Origin of the sequence: Dendronalium sp. ChiSLP03b (genome assembly GCF_034531165.2) — a bacterium.
Lineage (GTDB): Bacteria > Cyanobacteriota > Cyanobacteriia > Cyanobacteriales > Nostocaceae > Dendronalium > Dendronalium minutum.
Genome location: NZ_JAVRBR020000008.1, coordinates 14,763 through 38,289, shown reverse-complemented (window position 1 = coordinate 38,289; position 23,527 = coordinate 14,763). Strand labels below are relative to the sequence as shown.

Here is a 23,527-nt window from a genome sequence, read left to right as displayed (position 1 = left end):
GGAGTGAGCAGGGTTACTGCCGCGGCAGCACCCTTACAGGAATTAAATAAGAAACGCAAAGACGCACTTATTCGCTCAAACAAGCGATCGCCTGAACTCCGCTATTTAACACGGCGATCGCCTCCTACATAGATTTCGCCGAATGGGTGACGCTCAGTTGCGTAGCGTCTCCGTAAGCAGAAGCCTAGGGATTTCCAACTAAAAAAATATCCCATCGCTTTGGTGAGCAGGGGAGGCAGTGCGTTGCGCGGGTTCCCCGCGTTGTAGCAACTGCCGTGAAGCAGGGGGAGCAGGGGGAGCAGGGGAGGAAGAATCTCACAATCGTCTTCGCTCTTACAATTGAATAATTTAATTTCTGGAAGTCCCCTAGCGGTACTGAAATAAATTAATAAAATTATATATATCTAGTATCAAGCTAACAACTTTCTGTATAATCAGTTTCATTCATATAAGTGTTTTTTGTTCCTAAAAAACATGGGAATTATAGCGTTCATAAGTTTAGTAACGCTTTTTACAAGCTTACTCATGTACTTGCTACTCACCTCAAAAAGTAGATTGCGAAAAAGGTGGAGATTTAACACTGTTAAACCCCACCGACAAATATCCAGATTCTCAAAGGCAATAACAATTGCTGCCATTGTAATAGTTGCCATCCTAGCTGGATATACTGTGTCAGCGCAGGTTATATCACGACCCTTAGCTTCGCTGAAAACAGTTACAGTTCCAGAACCTGATAATCTCACAGAGTTTGTCTCTAACAAATTAGCTGCCATCAAATTAGGAAAGGCACTGTTCTGGGATATGCAAGTTGGTAGCGACGGCGTGACAGCCTGTGCAAGTTGCCACTTCCATGCTGGTGCTGATAACAGATCCAAAAATCAAATTGCTCCTGGTTTGTTGCAGATAAATAGCGATCGCACAGCAAACCCAGATACAGTTTTTAATGTTGGCGGGGCACCTAATTACCAGCTAAAGCCAGAAGATTTTCCCTTCCACCAGCTATCGAACCCAAATGACAAATCGACCGTGATATCTGACCGTAACGATGTCGTTTCCTCTCAAGGTATCTTCAATAGCGAGTTTGTAGATGTCATACCCGGTAAGGCCGAAGATCGAGTAAAGTCTATACCAGACCCAGTGTTTAATGTCGGGGGTACAAATGTGCGTCGCGTTGAGCCGCGCAACACACCAACTGTAATCAATTCAGTATTTAATTTCCGCAACTTCTGGGATGGAAGAGCGCAAGAAATCTTCAATGGAGTCAACGAATTCGGGTTAAGAGACCCCAACGCCTCGGTCGTCAAGGCAACAACTCCAAGTCACCTCGAATTTGTTAAAGTCAGCCTCAATCATTCATCTTTAGCATCCCAGGCTGTCGGCCCGCCACTCAGTTCCTTTGAGATGTCTGCTGATGGTCGCACCTTTGAAGAAATTGGTGATAAGTTCGGCACAATTGACAAAAAAACTCACAGCGCTGGTAAGGGTAAAAAACTACCCAGAAAACTAGCGAAAAAGTTACTTCCTCTCAGACCGTTAGGTAAACAGATTGTAGATCCGCAAGATAGCGTTTTAGCTACGGAAAGTAGGTCGCCACAACCCGGATTGCAAACTGCAACCTACAACCAACTAATTGCTCAGGCTTTTAAACCTGAGTGGTGGAAATCGAATCGCATTATCAGAGTCAATCCTGACGGTAGCAGAACTTTCGCCAATAAACCAGACCGCTCCTTAGAGACAAAAGAGTACACTCTCATGGAGTACAACTTCCCGTTATTCTTTGGGCTGGCGGTGCAGATGTACGAGTCCACACTCATTTCTGACGATACACCACTCGATCGCTTCTTAGAAGGAGACAAAACTGCTCTTAATGAGAAGCAACAAAGTGGAAAACTACTATTTGAAGGCAAAGCTCAATGCACCGTTTGCCACAATGGAGCCGAACTTTCTGTTGCTTCAGTTAGCGCTGTACAACAGCAACGCATCGGGATAATCAATGTCCCTAATTTAAAAGTTCTCTTTGACAATGGTTTCTTTAATATTGGCGTTAGACCCACCTTAGAAGATCCTGGTGTTGGTAGTAATGACCCGTTTGGCAATCCACTATCTGAAACACAACTAGCTTTGTTGGGGACTTTCAAGCAGCTTCTTGGTTCTGAACCCAACACTACAGTTGGTTCCAATGACTTATTAGTCATAGATGGAGGTTTCAAGACACCAGGACTCCGTAACGTCGCACTTACAGCTCCTTACTTCCACAGTGGTGGCTATTTAACGCTGCGGCAAGTAGTAGATTTCTACAATCGTCGCGGAGACTTTCCGCAAGGAGCTCTTGGTGATATTAAACTCACTGATGACGAAAAAGACCATCTGGTGGCTTTCCTCGAAGCACTTACCGATGAGCGAGTCAAGTATGAAAAAGCGCCCTTCGACCACCCGCAATTGTTCGTTCCCAATGGACATCCAGGTGACTTTACCTCTGTTGCTAATGATGGTAAAGGCAAAGCCACAGACAGTTTTTTAGAAATATCTGCTATTGGTAAGAATGGTGGTACTGGCTCACCTAATTTCCTCGCAACTCAATAGAGATGAATTTCATCTGATACTGAATCTAAGGGTGTAAAGATTTTTCTGACTTAGACCCTTATCTAAACTGCAAATTCAAACTTGTGTAACCCCTGAATTTCTACAGGGGTTATTTTATTAAATAACCTCAAAAAAATTAGCTTCAATAACTAAATGGTTCTTGAAAAAAGGATTCCAGGCATTTTTTAGAGATTGCTCGTTCAAATAAGCCAACTGATTGTTACAAAGCTAAAATCAAATGTTTAAATCGCGCATAGCTAGACGAATTTGCTCCAACCGCCTGCGATTGACACCAAGATCCGAGTCTCCTATGCGAGACGCAGAGCGCAGATGAATTACTGACTCATTAGTAGGGAAATAAAACTCTAAATCGTCAACAAATTTGAAGATGCGGCTTTTAGAAAGAGCATGGATGTAATTATCTGTCTGTTCTAGAACCTCTGTACGAGGAACAACGCCGAGAACTTTTAGTAAGATTTCTCGTGCTGTATCCCGGTCTACGTGATAAGCAATTGGGTCAATGGCGTGTTTGGCATCGGGGTCTTGACTCACAACACAGTTGTTTGAGGCCGGACAAGAACTAAGATGACCATTATCAACTCCCAAGTTAGAAGAAGCCCAAGTAGTAATAGGAAATATTAAACTACTAATTAGAGTTAAAAATATTGCAAAGGTAATACACCGTAGAAATCGCTGCGCGAACACTGTTAGCAGACGGGACATTATAAATTTACTCCTCTTGGACGCAGAAATATCTTTCCTAGGCAATTGTCACCGTTTGCTGAACAGAGAGTCAACTAGAATTTAGCGATTTTGAGCTACTTGTTTATTCGGTAATAAAAAACCTCGGTTTAATAGCCGAGGTTAGTAGGAGAAGCCCAAATGTCAATGGAAGATACCGAAGTCTAAATTTTTTAAAAAATTGCACAAGAATCAAATCAGAGCGATTAAGCCACTGCTATGTGAAGCGCTATGCAGCGTAGCGGATTTCTTGTTCTGTAGCCGAAGTGATGGGGAATGATTTTGTTGGCGTTAACAGTGGTTTACATGAGTTGCTGGTTATTCTATCGTAAATAATTGTAACGGATTTATTACGATTAATCAACAAGAGTTGACACAAAAAATTAAACTTAGTCATAAGAATATTTTATAGTAGCTAGCCCAAACAGGCGATCGCTCTATTCTTTTCCTTAGTAGGCGATGTAGCTAAATAAGATTGGCATAAATATTTGTCGTTGGGATAAGGCAGGAGGCAGAGGAAGAAGTAGTTTTCTAATCCCCAGTCCCTATTTTCAAGCTAGGGGGCATGAAGAAATTCTCCTTATCTACCTTGTCCCCGCATCCCTGTGTCTCCCTCATCTTTTTATTCAAGAAACCCGTACATCCATCTCTATCTATATTTGTTAGTGTTGGTGTAGTGCAGAGTTTACTAATAGTGGTGTAGCTGTGTTACAGCTGGCGGGCGACAAATTATTGTTAAAAGTAACACTAAGAGATAGTAATTATGACGGACTTTGAACCTAAGAGCCTGCGTTCTTACAGCCAAGAAGATGTGCAACAAATTCTTCAGCTAGCGATCGCCCGTCAAGCTGACGATCGAGATAAAGAGTTTTCCTATGAGCTACTGTTAGAAATTGCTACTGAGTTAGAAATATCACCTGATTCTTTAAAGCTAGCAGAACGAGATTGGCGATCGCAACAGAGCGAAATCCAACAGCGGCAAGCATTTGATAGTTATCGGCTCACAAGATTTAGAAAGCGTTTTGGCAATTATGCAATTGTCAATGGTTGTTTAATACTGGTGGATTTCATCGGTGGCGGCGTTCTTAGTTGGTCGCTGTATATTTTGCTATTTTGGGGAATGGCAGTAGGGCTTGATATTTGGAATACCTTTCAAGCTAAAGGCGAAGAGTATGAAATGGCTTTCCAAAAGTGGCATCGCAAACATCAAATTAAACAAACCATCAATACAGTTTTAAATAAGTGGTTCAAAGCATTGCAGGCTTAATTAGTTGAGAATGGAGCGATTTGGGCGATCGCTCTCTATACTCACTCACTATAAATACCAAATTAGCAGCAGATGTATGATTTGTGGAATAAGGTCACGGATGGAAAACTATCTGTAACAAGAGACGCGCCATTCAGCCTTTGTACAATAGCCTCAGCCCAATCCACCGATTTTTCAGAAATTGAGGCTACAGCAATTTGTACCGGAGCCAGCCACAACGGTAGCGCTCCGCCGTGATTTTTTAACAGGATTCATATCCAGCGCTCAATTGAACCTAAAACCGCCCGATCGCCTTCTATTCTCTTTTTAGGCGATCGCAAATTATATCAAGTCCGGCTAATTAGTTATAATTCCCGAATTTATGCAGAAAGCCCGAAAACCCTTCCCCTCTGCACCTCTGCGACGGACACTTTCACGCCAGTTGCTTCAAGTCGGCAGAACCGACGACAGTCGCTACCCTACGGGAACGCTAAGAGCGAACAAGTCGGGAAACCCGCCCACAACGCTGTCTCCCCAACGCACTAGCTCCTCAACGGGGGGAACCCTCCGAAGTTCGCTTGGAGGGAGACCCTCCGACGCTCGGTCACTTTTAGCGTCGCCCCTTGGGCGAGGACTCGCACTTCGCTACGCTATGGCGACTTCTCTCCGCACGGAAGTGTCCCCCCCTCTGCGGTCTTAATGATAAGTCTTTAACCGGACGCGATATTATCTGTTGTCTGCTGTCAAGCCGATATGGTTCCAATATTTCGATATTGCCTAAGCCCTGCCACGGCTAGAATGCGCTTGCCGTCGGACGGACAATCACTTCATTGACATCGACATCATCCGGCTGAGACACCGCATACAAGACAGCTCTGGCGATCGCATCTGGGGTGAGTGCGATTTTGCGGAATTCTTTCAAAGCGCCTTTTGCTGACTCTTCCGTGATATCACAGCCGAGTTCGGTCTCAACCACACCAGGGGATATTGTTGTCACGCGGATATTTTTCGATTCTTGACGCAATCCTTCGGATATGGCCCAAACGGCATATTTTGTCGCGCAATAGACCGCGCCAGTGGGTACTACCACATGCGCGCCTATGGATGCGGTATTAATAAACTGACCACCGCTTTGCGCTTCCATGATCGGCAGACCCGCAGCAATGCCATTTAACACGCCGTGGATGTTCACGTTAATCATGTTATCCCACTCCTCGACTTTCAGGGCATTCATCGGGGACAAGGGCATAACGCCTGCATTGTTATAAATGACATCGATGCGGCCAAACTTGTCTTTGGCAAAATGAATAAACGCTTTCATATCCTCACGATTAGCGACATCCACGGCTTTGAATTCTGCTATGCCGCCTTGCTTGCGGATATCCTCGACAATATTTTCCAGCTTTTCCGTGCGTCGCGCACCCAAAACAACTTTTGCCCCATTTTTAGCTAACAGCTTGGCGGTAGCTTCACCGATTCCGCTACTGGCTCCAGTGATGATAACGACTTTATTTTCTACATTTAACATGGTTATTTTCCTTTCTATTTAAGTTGGTTTGAATTAAAGAAACATACCGCCGGAGACTTCAATTCTCTGTGCATTTACCCATCTGTTTTCTTCGGATAGCAAAGAAGCGATCGCGCCTCCAATATCATCAGGAAGACCGACACGGCCCAGAGCTGTTTGCGAGGCGATGAAGTTGTTAATTTCTGGATTGTCACGCACCGCGCCGTCGGCGAAGTCTGTTTCAATCGCGCCAGGAGCCACCACATTTACGGCGATCTGTCTTTGTCCCAATTCCTTGGCCATGTATCGAGTCAAAACCTCTATAGCCCCCTTCATGGCTGCATAGGCCGCATAGCCCGGCAGGGCAAAACGGGCAAGACCGGACGAAATATTGACGATACGTCCGCCGTCATTTATCAAAGGGAGAAGTTTCTGCGTCAGGAAGAAAACGCCCTTCACATGAATATTCATCAGGCGATCGAAATCGTCCTCGGTCGTATCTGCAAAAGATGCATAAACACCAATACCAGCATTATTAACGAGGAAATCAAAATGCTCTGTCTGCCATTTGTCGTTGAGTGACTGCTTGAGTTGCCCCACGAAACCGTCAAAGTTCTTAGTGTTTGAAGTATCTAGTTGCAATGCAACGGCTGTACCGCCAATCTCTTCAATAGAAGATACGACGTTTTTGGCTTCTTCATGGTTGCTATGATACGTCACGATGATACCAATGCCTTTTCTGGCAAGAGTCAAACCGGTATTTTTGCCAAGCCCTCTGCTCGCTCCCGTCACCAATGCAATTTTTGTCTTGTCTTTCGTCATTGCCTTATCTTTTCACTGTTTCCCTCGATGTGTTCATAATATGTTTAGACGGCGGGGTTTTAAATGCACAGACCTCGCAGATTATTGCCTAATCCTCTAAAACAATGCTTCGTGGAGGGATAAATATTCTCTATAATGAGCGAATGAGAATGATTAAATCAGTCAGGAAGCCAGCATGGCGATTGCAGTATTGAAGCACGGCGCGGTCATCAATGAGTGTCAAGAACTGGCGGCATTAGTAGCTCGGCACACCGACGGCAAGGGGAACGGTGCCCATAAAACAGATATAAATCAGCTGGAATTTATGCGGGAATCTTCTGCTTCCACGGCAATTTGTGGTGTTTATGAACCTATTGTTGGCATCGTCGTTCAGGGCAAAAAAGCAGCGTTACTGGGTGAGGAAACCTATGGTTATGGCGCGGCTCAATATCTTGTTGTCTCGGTTGATTTGCCAATCAGTGGATTTGTTGTAGAAGCCACGCCAGACAAACCGTATTTAGGATTCAAGCTGAATTTAGACCCAGTGCAACTCTGTGATATTATTGCCCAAACCAGACTCGGCACGGGTAAAAAAGAAAACTCTGTTAGAGGTTTATTCGTCAGCAACGCCGATGTACCGTTAATCGATTGTGCGATCAGACTGACGCGACTTTTGGATACGCCGCAGGATATCCCTATCCTAGCCCCGATGATTATCCGTGAAATTTATTACAGGCTTTTAATGGGCGAACAAGGCGAAGCTGTCCGCCAGATTGCGACATCTGGCAGTAACATGCAGCGCATCGCTGAGGCGATCAAACGGCTCAAGGCTGATTTTACAAAGCCGATGCGGGTTGAGGATCTAGCTGGGCAGGCGAGTATGTCTGCTTCATCTTTCCATCACCATTTCAAGAAAGTGACATCGATGAGTCCACTGCAATATCAAAAGCAATTAAGACTATTGGAAGCGCGTCGCCTAATGCTTGCGGAAAACTCCGATGCGGCTAATGCTGCTTATCAGGTGGGTTATGAAAGCCCCTCACAGTTCAGCCGCGAATATTCCCGCATGTTCGGTGCGCCACCAATCAAGGATATTGAACGTTTACGCACAGCCTGAGCGTAGTTGATTCCAGTTCCAAGGCTGCGGTATATGCTGGGATAAATAGCGATCGCATTATTTAGCTAACTCTATTAATCAGTGGTGGATTAGCTGGAGTGTGCGAAGTTCTAGGCTTGTTCTAGGCCTTATAGGTCAACTACGCCCGACAATTTCTCCTGGTTATGGTTATACCGCCATCATCGCCGCCTTTATTGGTCGGTTAAACCCATTCGGTAGTCCAAGAAAGCAGAAGGTAGAAGGGAAAAAAGCTATATATTCAGCTTTTTGACCTTTTTCAACTGGATAGATATTTCTGCCACGCTGCACTAGCTGGAATGTTTCAAGGTATTTTATTCTTTTTTCTTTTAGCAGTAGATATATTTATCTACAACAAAGTAAAAATTAGATAACTGGGAACAAAAATTTTAGGTAGGCTTCAACAGACAAGTCTAGGAGAGGCAAATATATTAATTTACAAAAGAGTCTGAATATAGTTAAGAGATAGAAAGATAGAAAAGTAGGAGAAAAGGTTAACAATTGCTAACTCTTGACTAATCACCAATATTTCAGGAGATTTAATGTGTTTACCAATAAATTATCTCAAATTTTTCAAGTAGGAATAATAATACTAGTGACTGCTGGTAGTGGTCTAAGTTTGAGTATGCTTGTACCTAAAGGTGGATTTAACCAGATGTTGGCAATTAAAAAGCCAGCAGGTAAAACGATGAGCGCAACTATAGAGACTACTGCTCCAGCTACAAACCAGACATTAGAATTACCAAAAGCATTTCAGGGAACAATTGTTTATCAAGGGAAATTGAAACCAAACCAAAAAGTCATTGCCTTGACCTTTGATGATGGCCCTAGTCCGAAAAATACGGCACAGGTATTGGAGATTTTAAAGAAAAATCATATCAAAGCGACATTCTTCATGCTTGGGCAAATGGTGAAATATTATCCCCAGATTGCCAAGCAAGTGGCAGCTGATGGTGACGTAATTGGCAACCACACATGGCATCATTGGTATCGTCAGATGGACGTAGCTACTGCGGCTAGTGAAATTGAGAATACAGCAGACGTTATCTACAAGACTACAGGAGTGAAAACAACTCTGTTTCGTCCCCCAGGTGGCTTTCTGCATAATGGATTAGCCGATTACGCTAAAAATCAGAAATACGCTGTCATTATGTGGTCAGAATTGTCGGGAGACGCTGAACGCCGTTCGCCGTCAGTGCCAGCAATGATCAAAAATGTACTAAGAAGTGCAAAGCCTGGGGCTATTGTGTTAATGCACGATGGTGGCGGTAACCGTTCCCGAACAGTCAAGGCTTTACCAGTAATTATCGAGGGTCTGAAGGCACAGGGATATAGATTTGTGACAATACCTGAACTGTTGGAAATGCAAGCCCAAGAAAAAATGCTAACGGCAGCATCAGCAGTCGCAAATCATCAGTGATACCTTACAGATAGCTACACCCCTAATTTAGACAGCACTAGGTGAATTAATAACTGAAAAATCAGGTGTATTAAATATCAGTGTTGAGGCAATGATGTTAGTTGTTGCGGTAGCTGGTTTTATTACCGCTTCAGTTAGAGTTCGTTACTTATACCATTTCCCAAAAATAATGATACAGATCCAAACCCAGAAACCTAGACTAAATGGGACTTTCTTAATTACGAATTACCCTCCGACGCTCGTAACGCTCGTTCGCGTAGCGTCTCCCCTTGGGAGAAGACTCGCGCTTCGCTACGCTATGGCAACTTCTCTCCGCAGCGCTGATTCACCGCAACGCGCTGGCTCATTAATCGCGTCTGTACAAGAGTTCGTTTATTTTTTGAGTTAGTAAAATAAGGAAAATCTTTACCCCTTGAACAATCAACTTTTCTTGAAGGAAAAATTACAAGCCTCACTTGAGAAGATTCAAATTAACGGCGATGCTTCGCCTATTACTAATTTGAAGCTAGACAAAACTACCGTCTCAGAAATTGAACAATTGACGACGGAACTAGAAAGCGTCAACCCTAATCCATATCCTTTGTTGTATGCTACTTCTTTGTTAGATGGAGCATGGCAACTCCAATACTCTACAGCTAGAGAAATTCGTTCTTTAGCTTCCCTCCCATTAGGATTGAAGCTGGGTAAAGTCTTTCAAGTGATTGATGTGACAAACAAATTATTTTTCAATTTAGCTCAAGTTCAACATTCTCTTGGACTACTATCAGGGTATGTGAAAGTCACAGCTAGCTTTGAGCCAGCTAAAGAAGATTTAGAGTCTGTAGCGAATAAACGCCTCAACGTCTATTTTGACAAACGCTACTTATCAATTGAAAAGATTATTGGCATTCATACACCCCAACTAAACCCATTTAAGGTATCGAGTGCTAATAATCCTATTGACAGAATTCCCACCCTCGACATTACTTACTTGGATGAAAACTTAAGAATTGGACGTGGAGGAGATGGAAGTTTATTCATTCTAAGTAGAGCCAATAATTTACCTGACTTTACCTCATAAATCTGAACGAGTAGACGCAAAGCAAATTTTTTAATTTTTAATTATGCAGCCTCCGTCTTTTCAAGCGATCGCACAACGTCCGGTTTTAAAATTACCGAATGATGCCAGAGTTGCTGTTTGGGTAGTAATGAACGTAGAACACTTCACATTTGGCAAACTAGGAACAGCGATTCAACCTCATTTAAATAGTCATCCAGAAATTGCGAACTATAGTTGGCGAGACTATGGTAATCGTGTAGGAATTTGGCGATTATTTGAATTATTTGCCGAGTTAGAAATTCCGGTAACAGCCGCAGTCAATGGCGAAATTTGTATGCTTTATCCCGAGATAATGACAGCCATGCAGCAAAATAGTTGGGAAATAATGGCGCATGGTATTAATAACTCCACTGGGCATAGTGGCATGGATAAAGAAACAGAAATTGAAATAATTAATAAAACTCTAGATTTACTGAGACAAGCCACAGGTAAAACACCCAAAGGCTGGCTAACACCTGGATTTTCGATTACAGAATCAACCTTTGAGTTATTACATGCAGCCGACATCGTTTACACCGCTGATTGGGTAAACGATGACCAACCTTACTGGTATCCAGTATCCAATGGTCGCTTATTGGCCATACCTTACACCATAGAAGCAAATGATATTACCTTATGTTTGAGTAATAGATTTTCTGGTGTAGAATTTGCTCAAGCAATAGAAGACCAATTTAACCAACTATGGCATGAAGGAGAATCCCAAGGACGGGTAATGGCAATTGGCTTGCATCCCTTTATTGTCGGTCAGCCCCTACGGTTAAAATATTTAAAACAATGCTTACTGCACATAAAAAATCAGCCTTATACTTGGTTAACCACAGGTGAAAGAATTTATGAATGGATTAATCAACAAAAATAAAAATATTCTTCTTGCCTCTTTCTTTGCGTTCTCTGCGTATCAGCGGTTCGTTAAAAAATGACTATTTCACAAAACAAAATTCTCAAAATCCCTGTAATTGATGCTACCCCAGAAAACATCAAACCCTACGGACATGTATTAGGCGACGACGTTAGCAAACCCGGATTAGGAATTCCCTTTTATCAAGAACGAGTACTAGAAGGCGAAAATATTGACTTTACCTATCGCGGTATTGCCACCTTTAGAACAGCCAAAATTCTACCAGGATATCCGCCGATTATTTGGTTAGAACGACACATGCACATGACTCAAATGTTTATCGGCTTAGGACAAGCACCATTCATTATGGTGATGGCACCACCTAACCATGAGAACGGGGAAAACTTACCGACTTTAAACCAAGTAAAAGCACTAAGGTTTCCAGCTGGTTACGGACTTTTACTGCATCTTGGCACGTGGCATGATTTTCCCATAGCTTGCGATCGCCCGGTTGTCATTCTCACGGCAAATTCTGATGAAGTCGTCACTGCCTTAAGTCAAATGCAGGCAGCAGATGAGATGAATCAAGGCGATGTTTATAAGATTTCGTTACCAAAACGTTTAAACTATGAAATTCATCTCGATATAGCTAATTAGTCAATGCCGATGGAGTGTGTTTAAATGAGCGATCGCGCATTGATTAACTCAATACTCCTCAATCGCTTTTTTCTGTCATAGAATACTTGAGCTGCTCCTATATTCTGAAATGTGAGATACTGCTTCTAACTAAGACAATTTCTGGTTTTTTATTTGTTTAGAACTAACTTCCATAAAGTCAGTAAAAACCTTTATAAACTTATGAATTCCCTCGCTACCTCCGGCAATTAAACCTCCTGTTAGTAATGCGTCTAAACACCGAAATATAGTTATTTGTATTGGATTATTTAAATCAATAACTACGAGTGGTTCTATAGAGCGAATGCCGACTGCACTCATTAAAATACCGAATAAAAGAGATGTCCATAAAGCAATAATTCGTGTATCAGACTTATATGCTACTTTTTTACGCTCTTTTTCATTTACATCGTTAAATATAGTGTTTAAATCGTCAATCTGTGGCTTATTTATGTTGAGTATTTCTTCTTGATTTAGGTTGTAATTCTGGGACATTTGCTGTTCCAAACTCATTCCTTCAGGTGGGAGTCCACTAAATTTATAGGCTTCAAAATAAGCTGTTTGATTTTGTTTTTGTTGCTCTTCAAAAAGTTTTAGTTTTTCAGAAAGCAGAGTAGTTTTTTGTTGTAAAGAAATTTCTAATTGCTCTGCTGTGGAACCTCGCCAAGTAGTTATAAATACTTCTAAAGAACGTTCTAATAACAAAGAAATAAAAAATAGTAATGACAGCAACTGGATAATATCATTAAGCCCAAATGGTTTTAAAATAAATGGTTGAGGTGATAACCACGCTGATAAAGTTACTAGTAAAAAACTTATAATAATTAAGAAAATAAATAGAGGAGATTCTGGAGAAAGCTTGAGCAACGTATCTATACTCCTGTTAATGTCACAATAATTAACACAGTGTTAAGGTGAAAACTACACGTGCTGAGTAACTTAACAGTCTTAATTTCAGACAACAGCAAACAATTGAAGAAGGCAGTCTCAATGCCAAAATTTCACCTCTTTGGCAAGACAAGGAGAGAAGTCGCAAGGAGAAGCCACTGCGTTGGACAGACAGCACTGTGGGCGAGTTTCCCGACTTAAAGCAAGTAGCATGAGCATGTGGTCTCCTTGCGGGCGAACTTCTGGAGGACAAGGTAGAAATTCCCCTTCTGGTGGTGTATTAAGTCGGCGCTGCTGTCTACATTTCCGCATCCTTCTGGATAAAATTTTCCCGCCGATGTGGCACAACTTTAAACTTGAGCAGTTCTATCACCACAGCCTTTGAGCTTTGTGGATGCCAATTTGCCAAAATAGAGGTGTAGGCTAGAAGAACTACGCTTCCAGCATAGCTTGATGGCAAACATTCAAGAGCAAGGATCGGCTGGTTTGAAGAATGAAGAGGAAGGAAGTATGGACAGCAACAACTGGTTACAACAGTTAATGATGCTTGGTATTGGCACAACATCTTTGATGGCAGAAAAACTGCGGCAAGTCAGCGATGAATTGGTCAAAGACGGTAAGCTCAATCCTGAGCAAGCTAAGGCAGTTATGGATGATGTTGTACAGCAGTTAAAGTCCGAGCAGGGAAACTGGGAAGTCCAAATGCAAAGGCAAATGCGAAACATGATGCAGGATTTGGGGGTAGCTCGTCAATCTGAGGTGGATGAACTGCGGGGCAGAATTGACCGTTTAGAGCGTCAAGTGCGCGATTTGGAAAATAAGCTTTGGCGTTAGAATGTCTTTTCTGATTTAAACTATATGTGTCCTGTTGGTATTCTTATTTTCAGATTACCTCAGTAGGGAGAACTAATTTTGAAAGCGATTTTACTCAGCGTGGGGTTCATGCTGGCATGTGTTGTAGTTTTAGTATTGGCACAAGTTGGCAGTAAACAGGATGCCATCGCTGCTAATTTGACTCAAACAACGCCAGCACCCACTAGTGTTACTGAAAACAATATCTTGATTGCGAGCAAGCCTATGTCTGACGACAACGTCGTAACAAACCCCTCTGGATTGCAGTATAAAGACTTAAAGGAGGGAACAGGGGTGACTCCTCAAAGGGGACAAACGGTGACTGTTCACTACACCGGCACTTTGGAAGATGGTACAAAGTTTGATAGTTCCCGCGATCGCGGTCAACCTTTCAAGTTTAAAATCGGTGTCGGACAAGTCATCCAAGGTTGGGATGAAGGAGTCGGCTCGATGAAGGTAGGCGGCCGTCGTCAGTTAATCATCCCATCAGAGTTAGGTTATGGCTCCCGTGGTGCTGGTGGCGTAATTCCACCCAATGCCACCCTGATTTTTGATGTGGAATTACTAGAAGTTAAGTAAAAAACTATTATTCAGCAGTCAGTAGCACTGAACAGCTGAGGAGCCACTGCGTTGGGCGGGTTCCCCGGCTTGAAGCAAGTGGCGTTGCTGAGTTAGAAGTCCAAGTCCTTTGGGCAGGGTAAAAGGTAAAGGGAAAAGAACGGATCTTTTCCTTTCCTCCTTTCCCTAGGCGAAGCCTTCTCCCTTGTCTCCTCTTGCTCCCCGTCTCAATGATTGCGACAGCCGAAACGTGCAGCGAAATCTGTGGTCTACGCGTGATAACGTATGTGATCTTCAATAAAACTAGCAATGAAATAATAGCTGTGGTCGTAGCCCTCTTGGTAACGTAAATTGAGGGGTTGGTTAACTGCTGCACAAGCTTGCTCAAAGACCTCTGGCAGTAATTGTTCAGCTAAAAATTTATCAGCAGTGCCTTGGTCAATGAGAATAGGACTGTGATATCCCACCTGTTTAATCAATTCACTAGCATCATATAAGCGCCAACTTTCTTGATTGCTTCCCAAATAACGACTGAACGCCTTTTGACCCCAAGGACAACGCATGGGTGCAACGATAGGTGCAAATGCTGAAACTGATTTGTATAGTTGTGGGTTTCGCAGCGCACAGACAAGTGCCCCATGTCCCCCCATGGAATGACCAAAAATGCCTTGTTTGTCAGTTTGGGCGGGAAAATTTGTGGCAATTAAAGCGGGTAATTCTTGGACGATATAACTATACATTTGATAGTGCTGATGCCACGGTTGTTCTGTAGCATCAACATAAAAGCCTGCACCCGTGCCAAAATCCCATTCATCATCCTCACCTGCAATGCCAGTATTACGCGGGCTAGTATCAGGTGCAACTAGCATTAAGCCATATTCAGCCGCGTAGCGTTGTGCCCCCGACTTGGCCATAAAATTCTCTTCAGTGCAAGTCAACCCAGAGAGGAAATAGAGAACTGGTACTGACTTTTGAGTGGCTTGGGGTGGCTGGTAGACAGCAAAGCGCATTTCACCGTTGCAGGTTGAAGAAGGATGAGAGTAAAAGCCGAGTTTACCGCCAAAGCTTTTAGATTCTGAGATGAGGTTGAGATTTGTCATTAATTTATGTCCTCTTTAGTTGTTCCCAGATCGTTCTCCTGAAATTTGCAGAAATACAGTCCTTTTGCGAGGCCCATCCAACTCAAAAAACAAAACAGATTGCCAAGTTCCTAAAGCTAACTGTCCATCCACAATAGGAATTACTTCACTGGTAGTCAACATCATTGCCATCAAGTGAGAATGGGCGTTAATTGGTTCATCTTCGGGGACATCTCTTAAATGTAAGTCGTTGTGCAAGTAACGCTCTGATTCAGGTGCTAATTTCTGCAAGAAAACCTTGATATCTTCTAACAACCTGACTTCATTTTCGTTGATAGCTAAAGCAGTTGTAGTGTGTCGAGAAAATACTAAGACCTGACCGTTTTTAATCGAATTTGAGCTAATAAAATCTTTGATTTGTGGCGTGATGTTATGTATATTAATACCCTGACTAGTTTCAATTTCAACTAACTTATTAATAATCGACATTTTTTCAAGCTGGAATTTTAGATTTTAAATTGTCAAACCAGTACATTAATACAGTGTAATTTCATCCAAAAACTTAATATCTATTCATAACTCCTAACTCCTAATTATCGTTTGCAAACCTTGTACTAATCTTTCTATACCTTCTTTTGCAGTATCTTTTTGCAGCGCACCATAGGCAACTCGTAGATAACATCCGTTGTTCATACCAAAGGTTGTACCCGGAATAACAGCCACTTTATGTTCCTGGATTAATTTTGCAACTAATTGAAATGCATCCATCTGAGTATGTACTTTGAGGAAAAAATAGAAAGCCCCATTGGCAGGAGTAATGCTACATAAACTTTGTAGGCAGTTAAGGGATTTAAGTACTACTTGCCGCACTTGGGCAATCGCACCAATATTTTCTCTTAAATAATCGTCTTTTGCTTGCAAAGCTCCTAAAGCTGCATACTGAGAAACTACGGGCGGACAAATCAAAATTGTATCCTGAACTTTTTTGACGGCGACTAGTAAGTGTTGAGGAATCACCATATAACCGATGCGCCAACTGGCAAAACCGTATGCTTTAGAAAGACTATAAAGGGAAATTGTGTACTCGCTACTGCCAGCAAATGCACCAGGGGAAACGTGTTTTATCCCGTTATAGGTAAAGTATTCGTAGGCTTCATCGCTGATGTGGTAAATGCCGCGATCGCCACAGATTTGATTGACTTGGTGCAATGCTGCTTGCGAATAGACAACTCCAGTAGGATTATTCGGTGAAATTGTGACTACTGCCCTTGTTTTTGGTGTAATTGCTTGGGCGATCGCTTCTGGGCGCAACTGGTAATTTTCATCTGTCTCAACTAACACCGCATGACAACCCGCCATAGCGATCGCCATTTCGTGGTTGAAATAATAGGGCGTATTCAAAATAATTTCGTCGCCTGGACTAGTGATAGCAAGGATAGCGTTCATAAAGCCCATGTTGCTTCCTGCTGTCACAACGATGCAGTTTTCACCGTTGATTTCAATGCCATTAAAGACTGACAATTTTGCTGCAAGTGCTGCCAATAAAGGGGGAATTCCCTCTACTGCTTTGTATAAATTATTATTTTGTTCGGCAAGGAATTTTGGCAAAAGTTCTAGAGCTTCAGGTGGTGGGCTATACGAAACCACACCTTGTCCTAGAGAAATGGTTCCGGGAGAGTTTTTAATTAGTTCTCCAACCACAGGAATAATTGGCGACTGCACCGCCTGCATCCGAGAGATTAATTTAGTCATTAGTCAGTGGTCAGTAGTAGAGACGCGATTAATGAGTCAGCGCGTTGCGGGGGTTCCCCCCGTTGTAGCGACTGGCATCGCGTCTGTACAGTGGTCAATGGTCGGTGGTCAGTGGTCATTAGCAAATAGCAACTGACAACTCCTAACTGTTTACGCTGATAAAGGCGGAGGAAACCTAATATCTGCATGGAACTGCTCCATATCGGCGCTATGATGAATCGGTAAAACATATTCTAAATTTTCATGGGGACGGTAAATAATATGCTTGGAAAGCACCTCACCTCCATGAACTCGCAGCACCGCCTCCAATCCTGCTGCTACAGCCACATTTACCTCACCCACATTTCCCCGAATCAACACAGTAATTCGTCCCAAATCTGTATTTTCATAACCAACAAGAGTGACGCGGGCAGCTTTACACATAGCGTCTCCGGCTTCTAGTGCTGCGGGAACGCCATAAACTTCAATCATGCCCAGCGCTAATGTCATATCGTTAACAGGATTTAAAATTTGCGATCGCAGTTGTGGGTGTAATACAAAATCTTATCATCATCATGCAACACAGACCCCAAGAATTTGTTATGCACAACAAAGCATGAAAATGTTCCTTTCCTTACTCCCTAACCTCTTTTTTCATGAGATGGTTTTCTGGTTTTAATATGTCTGTAGATAGCTGCAATGTTGCGGGCATCATCTATACCCCGATGGTGTGTGCCTATCAACTCCATTTCTAGATGCTGGAGAGCCTTTGCCATGCCAAATCCTTTAGATACACCTAGATATTCTGAAAATTCATTTTTGATATTTATGTGTTCTGAAGTAAAAGGATAAGGAACATGATGAAATTCACAATCTTGAATAAATTGCTTTTTATCGTAGTTTCCCCAGGAGCAGAAAATATGGCTAGGAAATGAGTAAATCCATTCTTTAAAACGAGAAATTGCTTCTGCAAATTGCGGTGCTTGGTCAACATCTTCTTGTTGAATACTAGTCAATTCAGTGCAAAAAGCTGTCAGTTGTGGATGTCTCACAGGGTGGATAAATTGTTGAAATTCTGCATCAATTTCCCATGTTTCTCGATTGAGCATTACCGCACCGATTTCGATAATTTCCATTTCGTGGCTGGGAATTTTCCCGTCGTTGGAGCAAGTAGCTTCTAAATCAACAATTAAAAAATATGATTTTCGGTCAGCGTTCATATACTTTATTAAGTATTGGTAATTTGTAATATATTTTATTTGAGCTTTTTCCGGACTGCTAACTTAATCTGGTAGGATATATTTTTTATATCCTTACAGTATTAGTCTGACAAAAGCATTAATATTAAAACATTGTAGTATATGTATTATAATAACGCAACTTATAGAACAACATGAGCAGGATTTACGCAAAAATTCTCTAAAATGATGCTTTTTAAGTCTAATTTATTACTCTTCTGAGCAATTATTGAGTCCGTGTCACTTACTTTAAAGCAGACTTCGTTTATTTAGCAGCGATTTCTACCCGTTTGAGCAAAATTATCACAGATTGTTAACTAGTTAACTCTAAGTTTAAGTAATACCAGTGCATTTTACAAAATTGATGGGGCAGGAAACATAGTTTATGACGACGAAGCTGTGGAAGTTTTGGACAAACATTCAGGAATTGAACTGGGGACAAAGCGTAGAGGTAACAAAGACGGGAACCGAAGCTGCTAAAGCCGTGTTTGATTTGGCGAAAGCGCTTAAAGACCAAAAACCCAACGTTCAAAACTTGAAGCCCTATGTAGAACAGATTTCATCACTGTTAGATGTATTTAATACACCTCTGGGTCAAATCACTAAGGATGCGATTCCCTTTGCACCCATTGCCATCACCATACTAAAGCTGATTTTTGATGCCACCAAAAAAGAGCCAAGTCTAGAAAGCTGTGTGCTACTGGTTAGTCAGGTTGCCTACATAGACAGCTTTCAGGAAGTTCTCAAACAAGATTCGCAATTACTAGAGAAACTTAATCAAGACGCAAAAGCTTCTGATGCTTTAGCTTTGCAGATTAGGAAATTAGGCGAAGAAGAATTTGATGAGCGGGAAGCGAAAAAAGCGATTGTTTATTTCCACGAATCTAAACTTGCAGAAGCATTTAATCAGATTTTACAACAACGGTTGCAAGAGGCAGGGTTAACAGAGACAGAAGCAAAAACCTTAACTGAACGGGTGGCGCGGAAGACCGATGAATACATGCAAGACGCATTGGTAGAAGTCGGCGATAAAGTAAAGCAACTGGTGCAATGGTATAGCGCCGGAGGGAAAGAGAAGCTAGAAAAGAATCTGAGTATTGAAGATTATTTGGAACAGGTAATTAAACTCAAGCCAGAAGAAAAGATTTTTGATGAAACTCACATTACCTTTCGGGACTTGTATGTACCGCTGCAAGTCAAACAACTGGATGACCAAAACAATACAAGTCTTCAAATAGAGGAATGGGTTAAAGCAACACTTGATAACCAAGACTCAAATAAACAGAAACAAGTTTTGTTTATTCAAGGCGAAGCCGGACGGGGGAAAAGTGTCTTTTGTCGGATGTTTGCCGATTGGGTGCGGCGAGAATTGCACCCCACTTTTACCCCAATTCTGATTAGGTTGCGGGATCTGCGGGTACTAAAAGATAACTTAACCGATACTCTAGAGAACTATTTACAACACATTGATTTTGTCACCAGTGATTCAGGTTGGTTGACCGATAAAAATACTCGGTTTTTATTTTTACTGGATGGGTTTGACGAACTATTGCTAGAAGGAAGAGCTAGCGGCGGCTTGAAGGAATTTTTAGAACAGGTGGAGCAGTTTCAAAAAGACCGCCTTTGTCATCATCAGTTTTTAGTTACCGGTCGTCCCTTAGCCTTGCAAGGAATTGAGCGCTTCCTCTCACAAACCAAAAGCTTAAAGCGTGTTGAACTTCAGCCAATGGATGACTCGCTGCGGCAAATATGGCTGGAAAAATGGGCGGTTGCGTCTCAAGTTAACAAGAGTGAGTTTGAGCAGTTTTTGCAGGCTTGTCCTGATGAAATCAACGATAAATTAGCACGAGAACCTTTACTACTTTATTTACTGGCGCGGATGCACCGAGACAACCGTCTCAATGCCCAAATGTTTGCAGGTGCAGAGGGTATTAAAGCAAAAATTCGTATCTATGACGAATCAATCAAGTGGGTATTAGAAAAACAGCGTGATAGTGAAAATCAGAATGATAACTCCCGCTTGACTGGATTAGAAAGCCAAGATTTGCGGCAATTTCTCACTGAAGCCGCTTTATGTGTGGTGCAGTTTGGCAATGAATCTGCCAGAGTGTCGATGTTAGAAGCACGGCTCAAAGACAGCAACAACCCAGTTGCAAAATTAATTCAGGATGCCAGACAGGAGAATGCCTCCGAAAAAAATCAACAAGATAAGCTACTGAATAATCTGTTGACCGCATTTTATATTAAACCTGCTTCAGGCGATAAAGGCGGCTCAATGGAGTTTGTCCACAAGAGTTTTAGCGAGTTTTTATTTGCGGAACGGTTGCTAGAAAGCTTTGTAGATTGGACGGTGAAGGTAAGCAAGCGTCAGCGCGAAGAAGACTTAGTTAGCACAATCGTAATGGATTGGCAGATTTACGATTTATTAGGTTATGGTAACTTAACTCCGGCGATCGCTGAATATTTAATAGGGTTGTTGACTGAGAGTTTAGAATTTCAAGACGCGGAACGCTTTAGTAGATTGTTTCAAAGATTGGAGCATTTCTACTTCCGTTGGTGCGATGGGGAATTTATTGATGCAGACGATGTAAACCTGCCTCAGATGAAGAAAAAACAATTGAAAGAGCAATTATCAGAGCGAGAAAATCACTTAGGATTGCGAGAAGTGGATGTGTATGCAGGGTTGAACGTGTTGATTTTGCTTCTAGAGTTGCATCACTATGCCCAAAGAAAAGACGACCTCAAAAAGAAAATCAACTTTCACCCTTGTGGTAAACCTAATAGTGATGAATTTAACTCACAACGCTTGCTCCGTGCTATCCACTATAGTGACTCTCAGGGTATCTTTTTTAGGGACAACTTAAGATTATTTTTCAGGGATGCCAATCTCAGGGATGCCGACCTCACCAGTGCCGACCTCTGGGATGCCGACTTCAGGAATGCCGACCTTAGGGGTGTCAACTTCAGCCGCGCTGACCTTTGGAATACCAACTTCAGAAATACCGACCTCAGCAATGCCGACCTCTGGGATACCTACCTTGGGTATACCGACCTCAGCAATGCCAAACTCAGCAATGCCAACCTCAGAGGTGCCGATTTTAGCAAAGCCAACCTCAAAGGTGCCGACTTCAGGAATGCCGACCTTAGGGATGCTGACCTCAGGGATGCCGACCTCAGGGCTGCCAATCTCGAAGCAGTTGTATGGAACAGTAACACAAAATGGTTGAATGCTAGGAGCCTACATGAAGTTGTGGGTGTATCTCCAGAGTTGGCGAAACACCCAGCTTTTGCGGCTGCGGCTTCTTTAAGTCAGGGCATCAGTTGGGTGAGAGAAGGCAAAATTAAAGAAGCACAGGAAGCTTTCAAGCAAGCCCAAGTATTTGACCCTAGTTTGAAAAACTCTGCTGAATTTTGGGATAGGATTTGCTGGGTTGGTAGTTTACATGGTTATGCTAAAAATGTTCTTCCCATCTGTGAAAAAGCTATTAACTTAGACCCTGGCAATAAACGCTATCAAGACAGTCGGGGGCTTGCTAGAGTACTAACAGGCAACTTGACAGGGGCATTAGAAGACTTTCAGGCTGCTGTAGACAGTGGCGCACTTGATTACTCAGACTATGTGAAGCCGCGACGGCTACGCTGGATAGAAACACTGAAGTCAGGAAATAATCCCCTCACGCCAGAAGAATTGAAGGAACTGCGGGAGGCTGAAGGCTAAATAGGGAGTAGAAGAGTCTACAGTATACACACAAGTCGGAAAAACCTCATCGCTAAAGATTTGCGGTGAATTAGTTCGGTTGTGCCACTAATAATTGCAATAACGGCGATCGCATTTGCTATTTCAGCGATCGCATTTGCTATATTGGCGATCGCATTTGCTATTTCGGCGAACTCAACGCCTCAAACTGCTGCCAGCAAAGGTACAGCGCACGCGGTACGTGAAAACATCCTTTCCATTTGCCACCTTTGAGGTTCAATAGTACTTCCCCACGTCGATTGAGGTAGCCAAACCACTCACCGTATTCTGCATCGGCAAAGTGCGACCAAGCATAATCGTGCATTTTTTCATACCATTCCCAACACTCTTTACGTCCTGTCAGGCGATAAGCCATTGCCAAAGCAACCAAAGATTCTAAATGCACCCACCACAGTTTTTGATCCCATTCGAGTTGTTGTGGCGGATGACCTTCTGCATCCATAAAGTAATACAATCCGCCATATTCGCCATCCCAGGCAAAATTTAGGATATTTAGCACCACATCAACGGCTCGATTGATAGTTTTGCTGTCGTTTTTCCGGCGGGCGATATCCATAATAAACCACATGGCTTCAATGCCATGACCGGGGTTAATCAGCCGTCCTTCAAAACTATCTATATGGGAACCGTCGGGGGCAATGTTTTCGTACATCAATCCCCGTTCTTTGTCGAGAAAATCGCTCATCACTTCCCGAACAGTCAAATCTAGGACGTTCTCCAGGGTTTCGCTGGGCAATAGCCACTCCATTTCTAGTGTCAGGTTGGCTAAAATCATTGGCACTGCCAAGGCTTTCATCGGGCGGGTGTTGGGATAAGTCTTGTTATATTTGCCTTTTGGGTTGTCTTTGCGGCGCAGAACGTTATTGTAAGCTTGCATTGCCACGTTTTTCGCCCACTCTTCACTACTAGCAAGGGCGTATTGGCTAAATGCCATTGCAGCAAAGCAATCAGAAAAGATATTGTAAGGCTGAACCAATGGCTGACCTTCGCGGGTAAGGGCAAAGTACCAGTTGCCATCGGCATCTCTGCCATATTGGGCGAGAAAGTTAGCGCCATTGCTGGCAATTTTCAGCCAGTTTTCGCGTTTTTCTAGTTGGTTGCAAAGCATGGAAAAAGTCCACACTTGGCGGTTTTGCAACCAGATAAATTTGTCTGTGTCGTAAACTTTGCCTTCGCGGTCTAGGCAGGTGAAGTAGCCGCCTTGCTGCCAGTCAAGCGAGTGTTTTTCCCAAAATGGAAGTACGTCGTTGAAGAGGGCGTTTTTGTAAAGTTCCGCCAGCGCTTTAAAGTCGTGCCCCATAAATTCCCCTTGTGTGCCAACACTAACAGCCAGCACTTGCTTCAACGCTCTTAACCCGCGCAACGCAGTACCTCGTTAA

At 42.7% G+C, this 23,527-nt stretch carries 24 protein-coding genes; 12 read left to right on the top strand and 12 right to left on the bottom strand.

Features of this window, described 5'->3' with window-relative positions; all coding sequences use genetic code 11:
- The first annotated feature begins 3 nt into the window (after positions 1-3).
- Together RMY31_RS01475 and RMY31_RS01470 are read left to right on the top strand one after the other, a co-directional pair.
- Positions 4-132: a hypothetical protein gene (locus tag RMY31_RS01475; RefSeq protein WP_322657715.1), complete on the top strand. Its 129-nt coding sequence runs from the start codon at positions 4-6 to the stop codon at positions 130-132.
- A 537-nt stretch (positions 133-669) separates the two neighbouring features.
- A complete protein-coding gene (locus tag RMY31_RS01470) occupies positions 670-2,583 on the top strand; it encodes a cytochrome-c peroxidase (RefSeq protein ID WP_322657716.1) in 1,914 nt (637 codons plus the stop codon).
- Between the two features lie 234 nt (positions 2,584-2,817).
- Here RMY31_RS01470 and RMY31_RS01465 read toward each other — a convergent pair whose 3' ends face one another.
- Entirely contained in the window at positions 2,818-3,306 is a 489-nt protein-coding gene (locus RMY31_RS01465; protein ID WP_322657717.1) for a DUF1499 domain-containing protein, read from the bottom strand.
- 781 nt (positions 3,307-4,087) lie between these two features.
- On the opposite strand from RMY31_RS01465, the gene RMY31_RS01460 reads away from it, so the two are divergent.
- Both RMY31_RS01460 and RMY31_RS01455 read left to right on the top strand, forming a co-directional pair.
- Complete coding sequence (locus RMY31_RS01460; RefSeq protein ID WP_322657718.1) at positions 4,088-4,591, top strand: 2TM domain-containing protein; 504 nt, start codon at positions 4,088-4,090, stop codon at positions 4,589-4,591.
- A 361-nt stretch (positions 4,592-4,952) separates the two neighbouring features.
- The gene (locus tag RMY31_RS01455; RefSeq protein WP_322657719.1) at positions 4,953-5,270 is read left to right on the top strand and encodes a hypothetical protein; all 318 of its coding nucleotides are present in this window, start codon (positions 4,953-4,955) and stop codon (positions 5,268-5,270) included.
- 93 nt (positions 5,271-5,363) lie between these two features.
- Here RMY31_RS01455 and RMY31_RS01450 read toward each other — a convergent pair whose 3' ends face one another.
- Together RMY31_RS01450 and RMY31_RS01445 are read right to left on the bottom strand one after the other, a co-directional pair.
- The gene (locus tag RMY31_RS01450; protein WP_322657720.1) at positions 5,364-6,098 is read right to left on the bottom strand and encodes an SDR family oxidoreductase; all 735 of its coding nucleotides are present in this window, start codon (positions 6,096-6,098) and stop codon (positions 5,364-5,366) included.
- A gap of 33 nt (positions 6,099-6,131) precedes the next feature.
- Positions 6,132-6,899 (bottom strand): SDR family NAD(P)-dependent oxidoreductase, encoded by a 768-nt coding sequence (locus RMY31_RS01445; protein WP_322657721.1) that lies wholly within the window; start codon positions 6,897-6,899, stop codon positions 6,132-6,134.
- A gap of 175 nt (positions 6,900-7,074) precedes the next feature.
- On the opposite strand from RMY31_RS01445, the gene RMY31_RS01440 reads away from it, so the two are divergent.
- The 5 genes from RMY31_RS01440 (at position 7,075) to RMY31_RS01420 (ending at position 12,027) form a co-directional block, all read left to right on the top strand.
- Positions 7,075-7,995 (top strand): AraC family transcriptional regulator, encoded by a 921-nt coding sequence (locus RMY31_RS01440; RefSeq protein ID WP_322657722.1) that lies wholly within the window; start codon positions 7,075-7,077, stop codon positions 7,993-7,995.
- 562 nt (positions 7,996-8,557) lie between these two features.
- A complete protein-coding gene (locus RMY31_RS01435; RefSeq protein WP_322657723.1) occupies positions 8,558-9,433 on the top strand; it encodes a polysaccharide deacetylase family protein in 876 nt (291 codons plus the stop codon).
- 412 nt (positions 9,434-9,845) lie between these two features.
- Positions 9,846-10,493, top strand: a complete 648-nt coding sequence (locus RMY31_RS01430; RefSeq protein ID WP_322657724.1) for a PAP/fibrillin family protein — start codon at positions 9,846-9,848, stop codon at positions 10,491-10,493.
- A 43-nt stretch (positions 10,494-10,536) separates the two neighbouring features.
- Entirely contained in the window at positions 10,537-11,391 is an 855-nt protein-coding gene (locus RMY31_RS01425) for a polysaccharide deacetylase family protein (RefSeq protein ID WP_322657726.1), read from the top strand.
- Between the two features lie 57 nt (positions 11,392-11,448).
- Entirely contained in the window at positions 11,449-12,027 is a 579-nt protein-coding gene (locus RMY31_RS01420) for an ureidoglycolate lyase (RefSeq protein ID WP_322657727.1), read from the top strand.
- Positions 12,028-12,156: 129 nt separating this feature from the next.
- Here the strand turns inward: RMY31_RS01420 and RMY31_RS01415 are convergent, their stop codons facing one another.
- The 3 genes from RMY31_RS01415 to RMY31_RS01405 form a co-directional block, all read right to left on the bottom strand.
- Complete coding sequence (locus tag RMY31_RS01415; protein WP_322657729.1) at positions 12,157-12,912, bottom strand: hypothetical protein; 756 nt, start codon at positions 12,910-12,912, stop codon at positions 12,157-12,159.
- Between the two features lie 120 nt (positions 12,913-13,032).
- Positions 13,033-13,245 carry a hypothetical protein gene (locus RMY31_RS01410; protein ID WP_409877060.1) on the bottom strand — a complete coding sequence of 71 codons (213 nt, stop codon included), beginning with the start codon at positions 13,243-13,245 and terminating at the stop codon, positions 13,033-13,035.
- Positions 13,232-13,393 carry a hypothetical protein gene (locus RMY31_RS01405; protein WP_409877058.1) on the bottom strand — a complete coding sequence of 54 codons (162 nt, stop codon included), beginning with the start codon at positions 13,391-13,393 and terminating at the stop codon, positions 13,232-13,234. The genes RMY31_RS01410 and RMY31_RS01405 overlap by 14 nt, the downstream gene beginning before the upstream one ends.
- 50 nt (positions 13,394-13,443) lie before the next feature.
- Here RMY31_RS01405 and RMY31_RS01400 point away from each other — a divergent pair, with 50 nt between their 5' ends.
- The gene (locus RMY31_RS01400; protein WP_322657762.1) at positions 13,444-13,767 is read left to right on the top strand and encodes a phasin family protein; all 324 of its coding nucleotides are present in this window, start codon (positions 13,444-13,446) and stop codon (positions 13,765-13,767) included.
- 78 nt (positions 13,768-13,845) lie between these two features.
- Positions 13,846-14,364 (top strand): FKBP-type peptidyl-prolyl cis-trans isomerase, encoded by a 519-nt coding sequence (locus RMY31_RS01395; RefSeq protein ID WP_322657731.1) that lies wholly within the window; start codon positions 13,846-13,848, stop codon positions 14,362-14,364.
- A gap of 248 nt (positions 14,365-14,612) precedes the next feature.
- Here the strand turns inward: RMY31_RS01395 and fghA are convergent, their stop codons facing one another.
- The 5 genes from fghA to RMY31_RS01370 form a co-directional block, all read right to left on the bottom strand.
- The gene (fghA, locus tag RMY31_RS01390; RefSeq protein ID WP_322657732.1) at positions 14,613-15,443 is read right to left on the bottom strand and encodes an S-formylglutathione hydrolase; all 831 of its coding nucleotides are present in this window, start codon (positions 15,441-15,443) and stop codon (positions 14,613-14,615) included.
- Positions 15,444-15,458: 15 nt separating this feature from the next.
- The gene (locus RMY31_RS01385; RefSeq protein WP_322657733.1) at positions 15,459-15,911 is read right to left on the bottom strand and encodes a secondary thiamine-phosphate synthase enzyme YjbQ; all 453 of its coding nucleotides are present in this window, start codon (positions 15,909-15,911) and stop codon (positions 15,459-15,461) included.
- 93 nt (positions 15,912-16,004) lie between these two features.
- A complete protein-coding gene (locus RMY31_RS01380; RefSeq protein WP_322657734.1) occupies positions 16,005-17,174 on the bottom strand; it encodes a pyridoxal phosphate-dependent aminotransferase in 1,170 nt (389 codons plus the stop codon).
- A gap of 150 nt (positions 17,175-17,324) precedes the next feature.
- Positions 17,325-17,663, bottom strand: a complete 339-nt coding sequence (locus RMY31_RS01375; protein ID WP_322657735.1) for a carbon dioxide-concentrating mechanism protein CcmK — start codon at positions 17,661-17,663, stop codon at positions 17,325-17,327.
- A gap of 131 nt (positions 17,664-17,794) precedes the next feature.
- On the bottom strand, positions 17,795-18,373 hold the full coding sequence (locus tag RMY31_RS01370; protein ID WP_322657736.1) for a 3'-5' exonuclease: 579 nt from the start codon (positions 18,371-18,373) through the stop codon (positions 17,795-17,797).
- 403 nt (positions 18,374-18,776) lie between these two features.
- On the opposite strand from RMY31_RS01370, the gene RMY31_RS01365 reads away from it, so the two are divergent.
- Entirely contained in the window at positions 18,777-22,109 is a 3,333-nt protein-coding gene (locus tag RMY31_RS01365) for a pentapeptide repeat-containing protein (protein ID WP_322657737.1), read from the top strand.
- 160 nt (positions 22,110-22,269) lie between these two features.
- Here RMY31_RS01365 and RMY31_RS01360 read toward each other — a convergent pair whose 3' ends face one another.
- A complete protein-coding gene (locus RMY31_RS01360; RefSeq protein ID WP_322657763.1) occupies positions 22,270-23,448 on the bottom strand; it encodes an AGE family epimerase/isomerase in 1,179 nt (392 codons plus the stop codon).
- Positions 23,449-23,527: the final 79 nt, after the last annotated feature.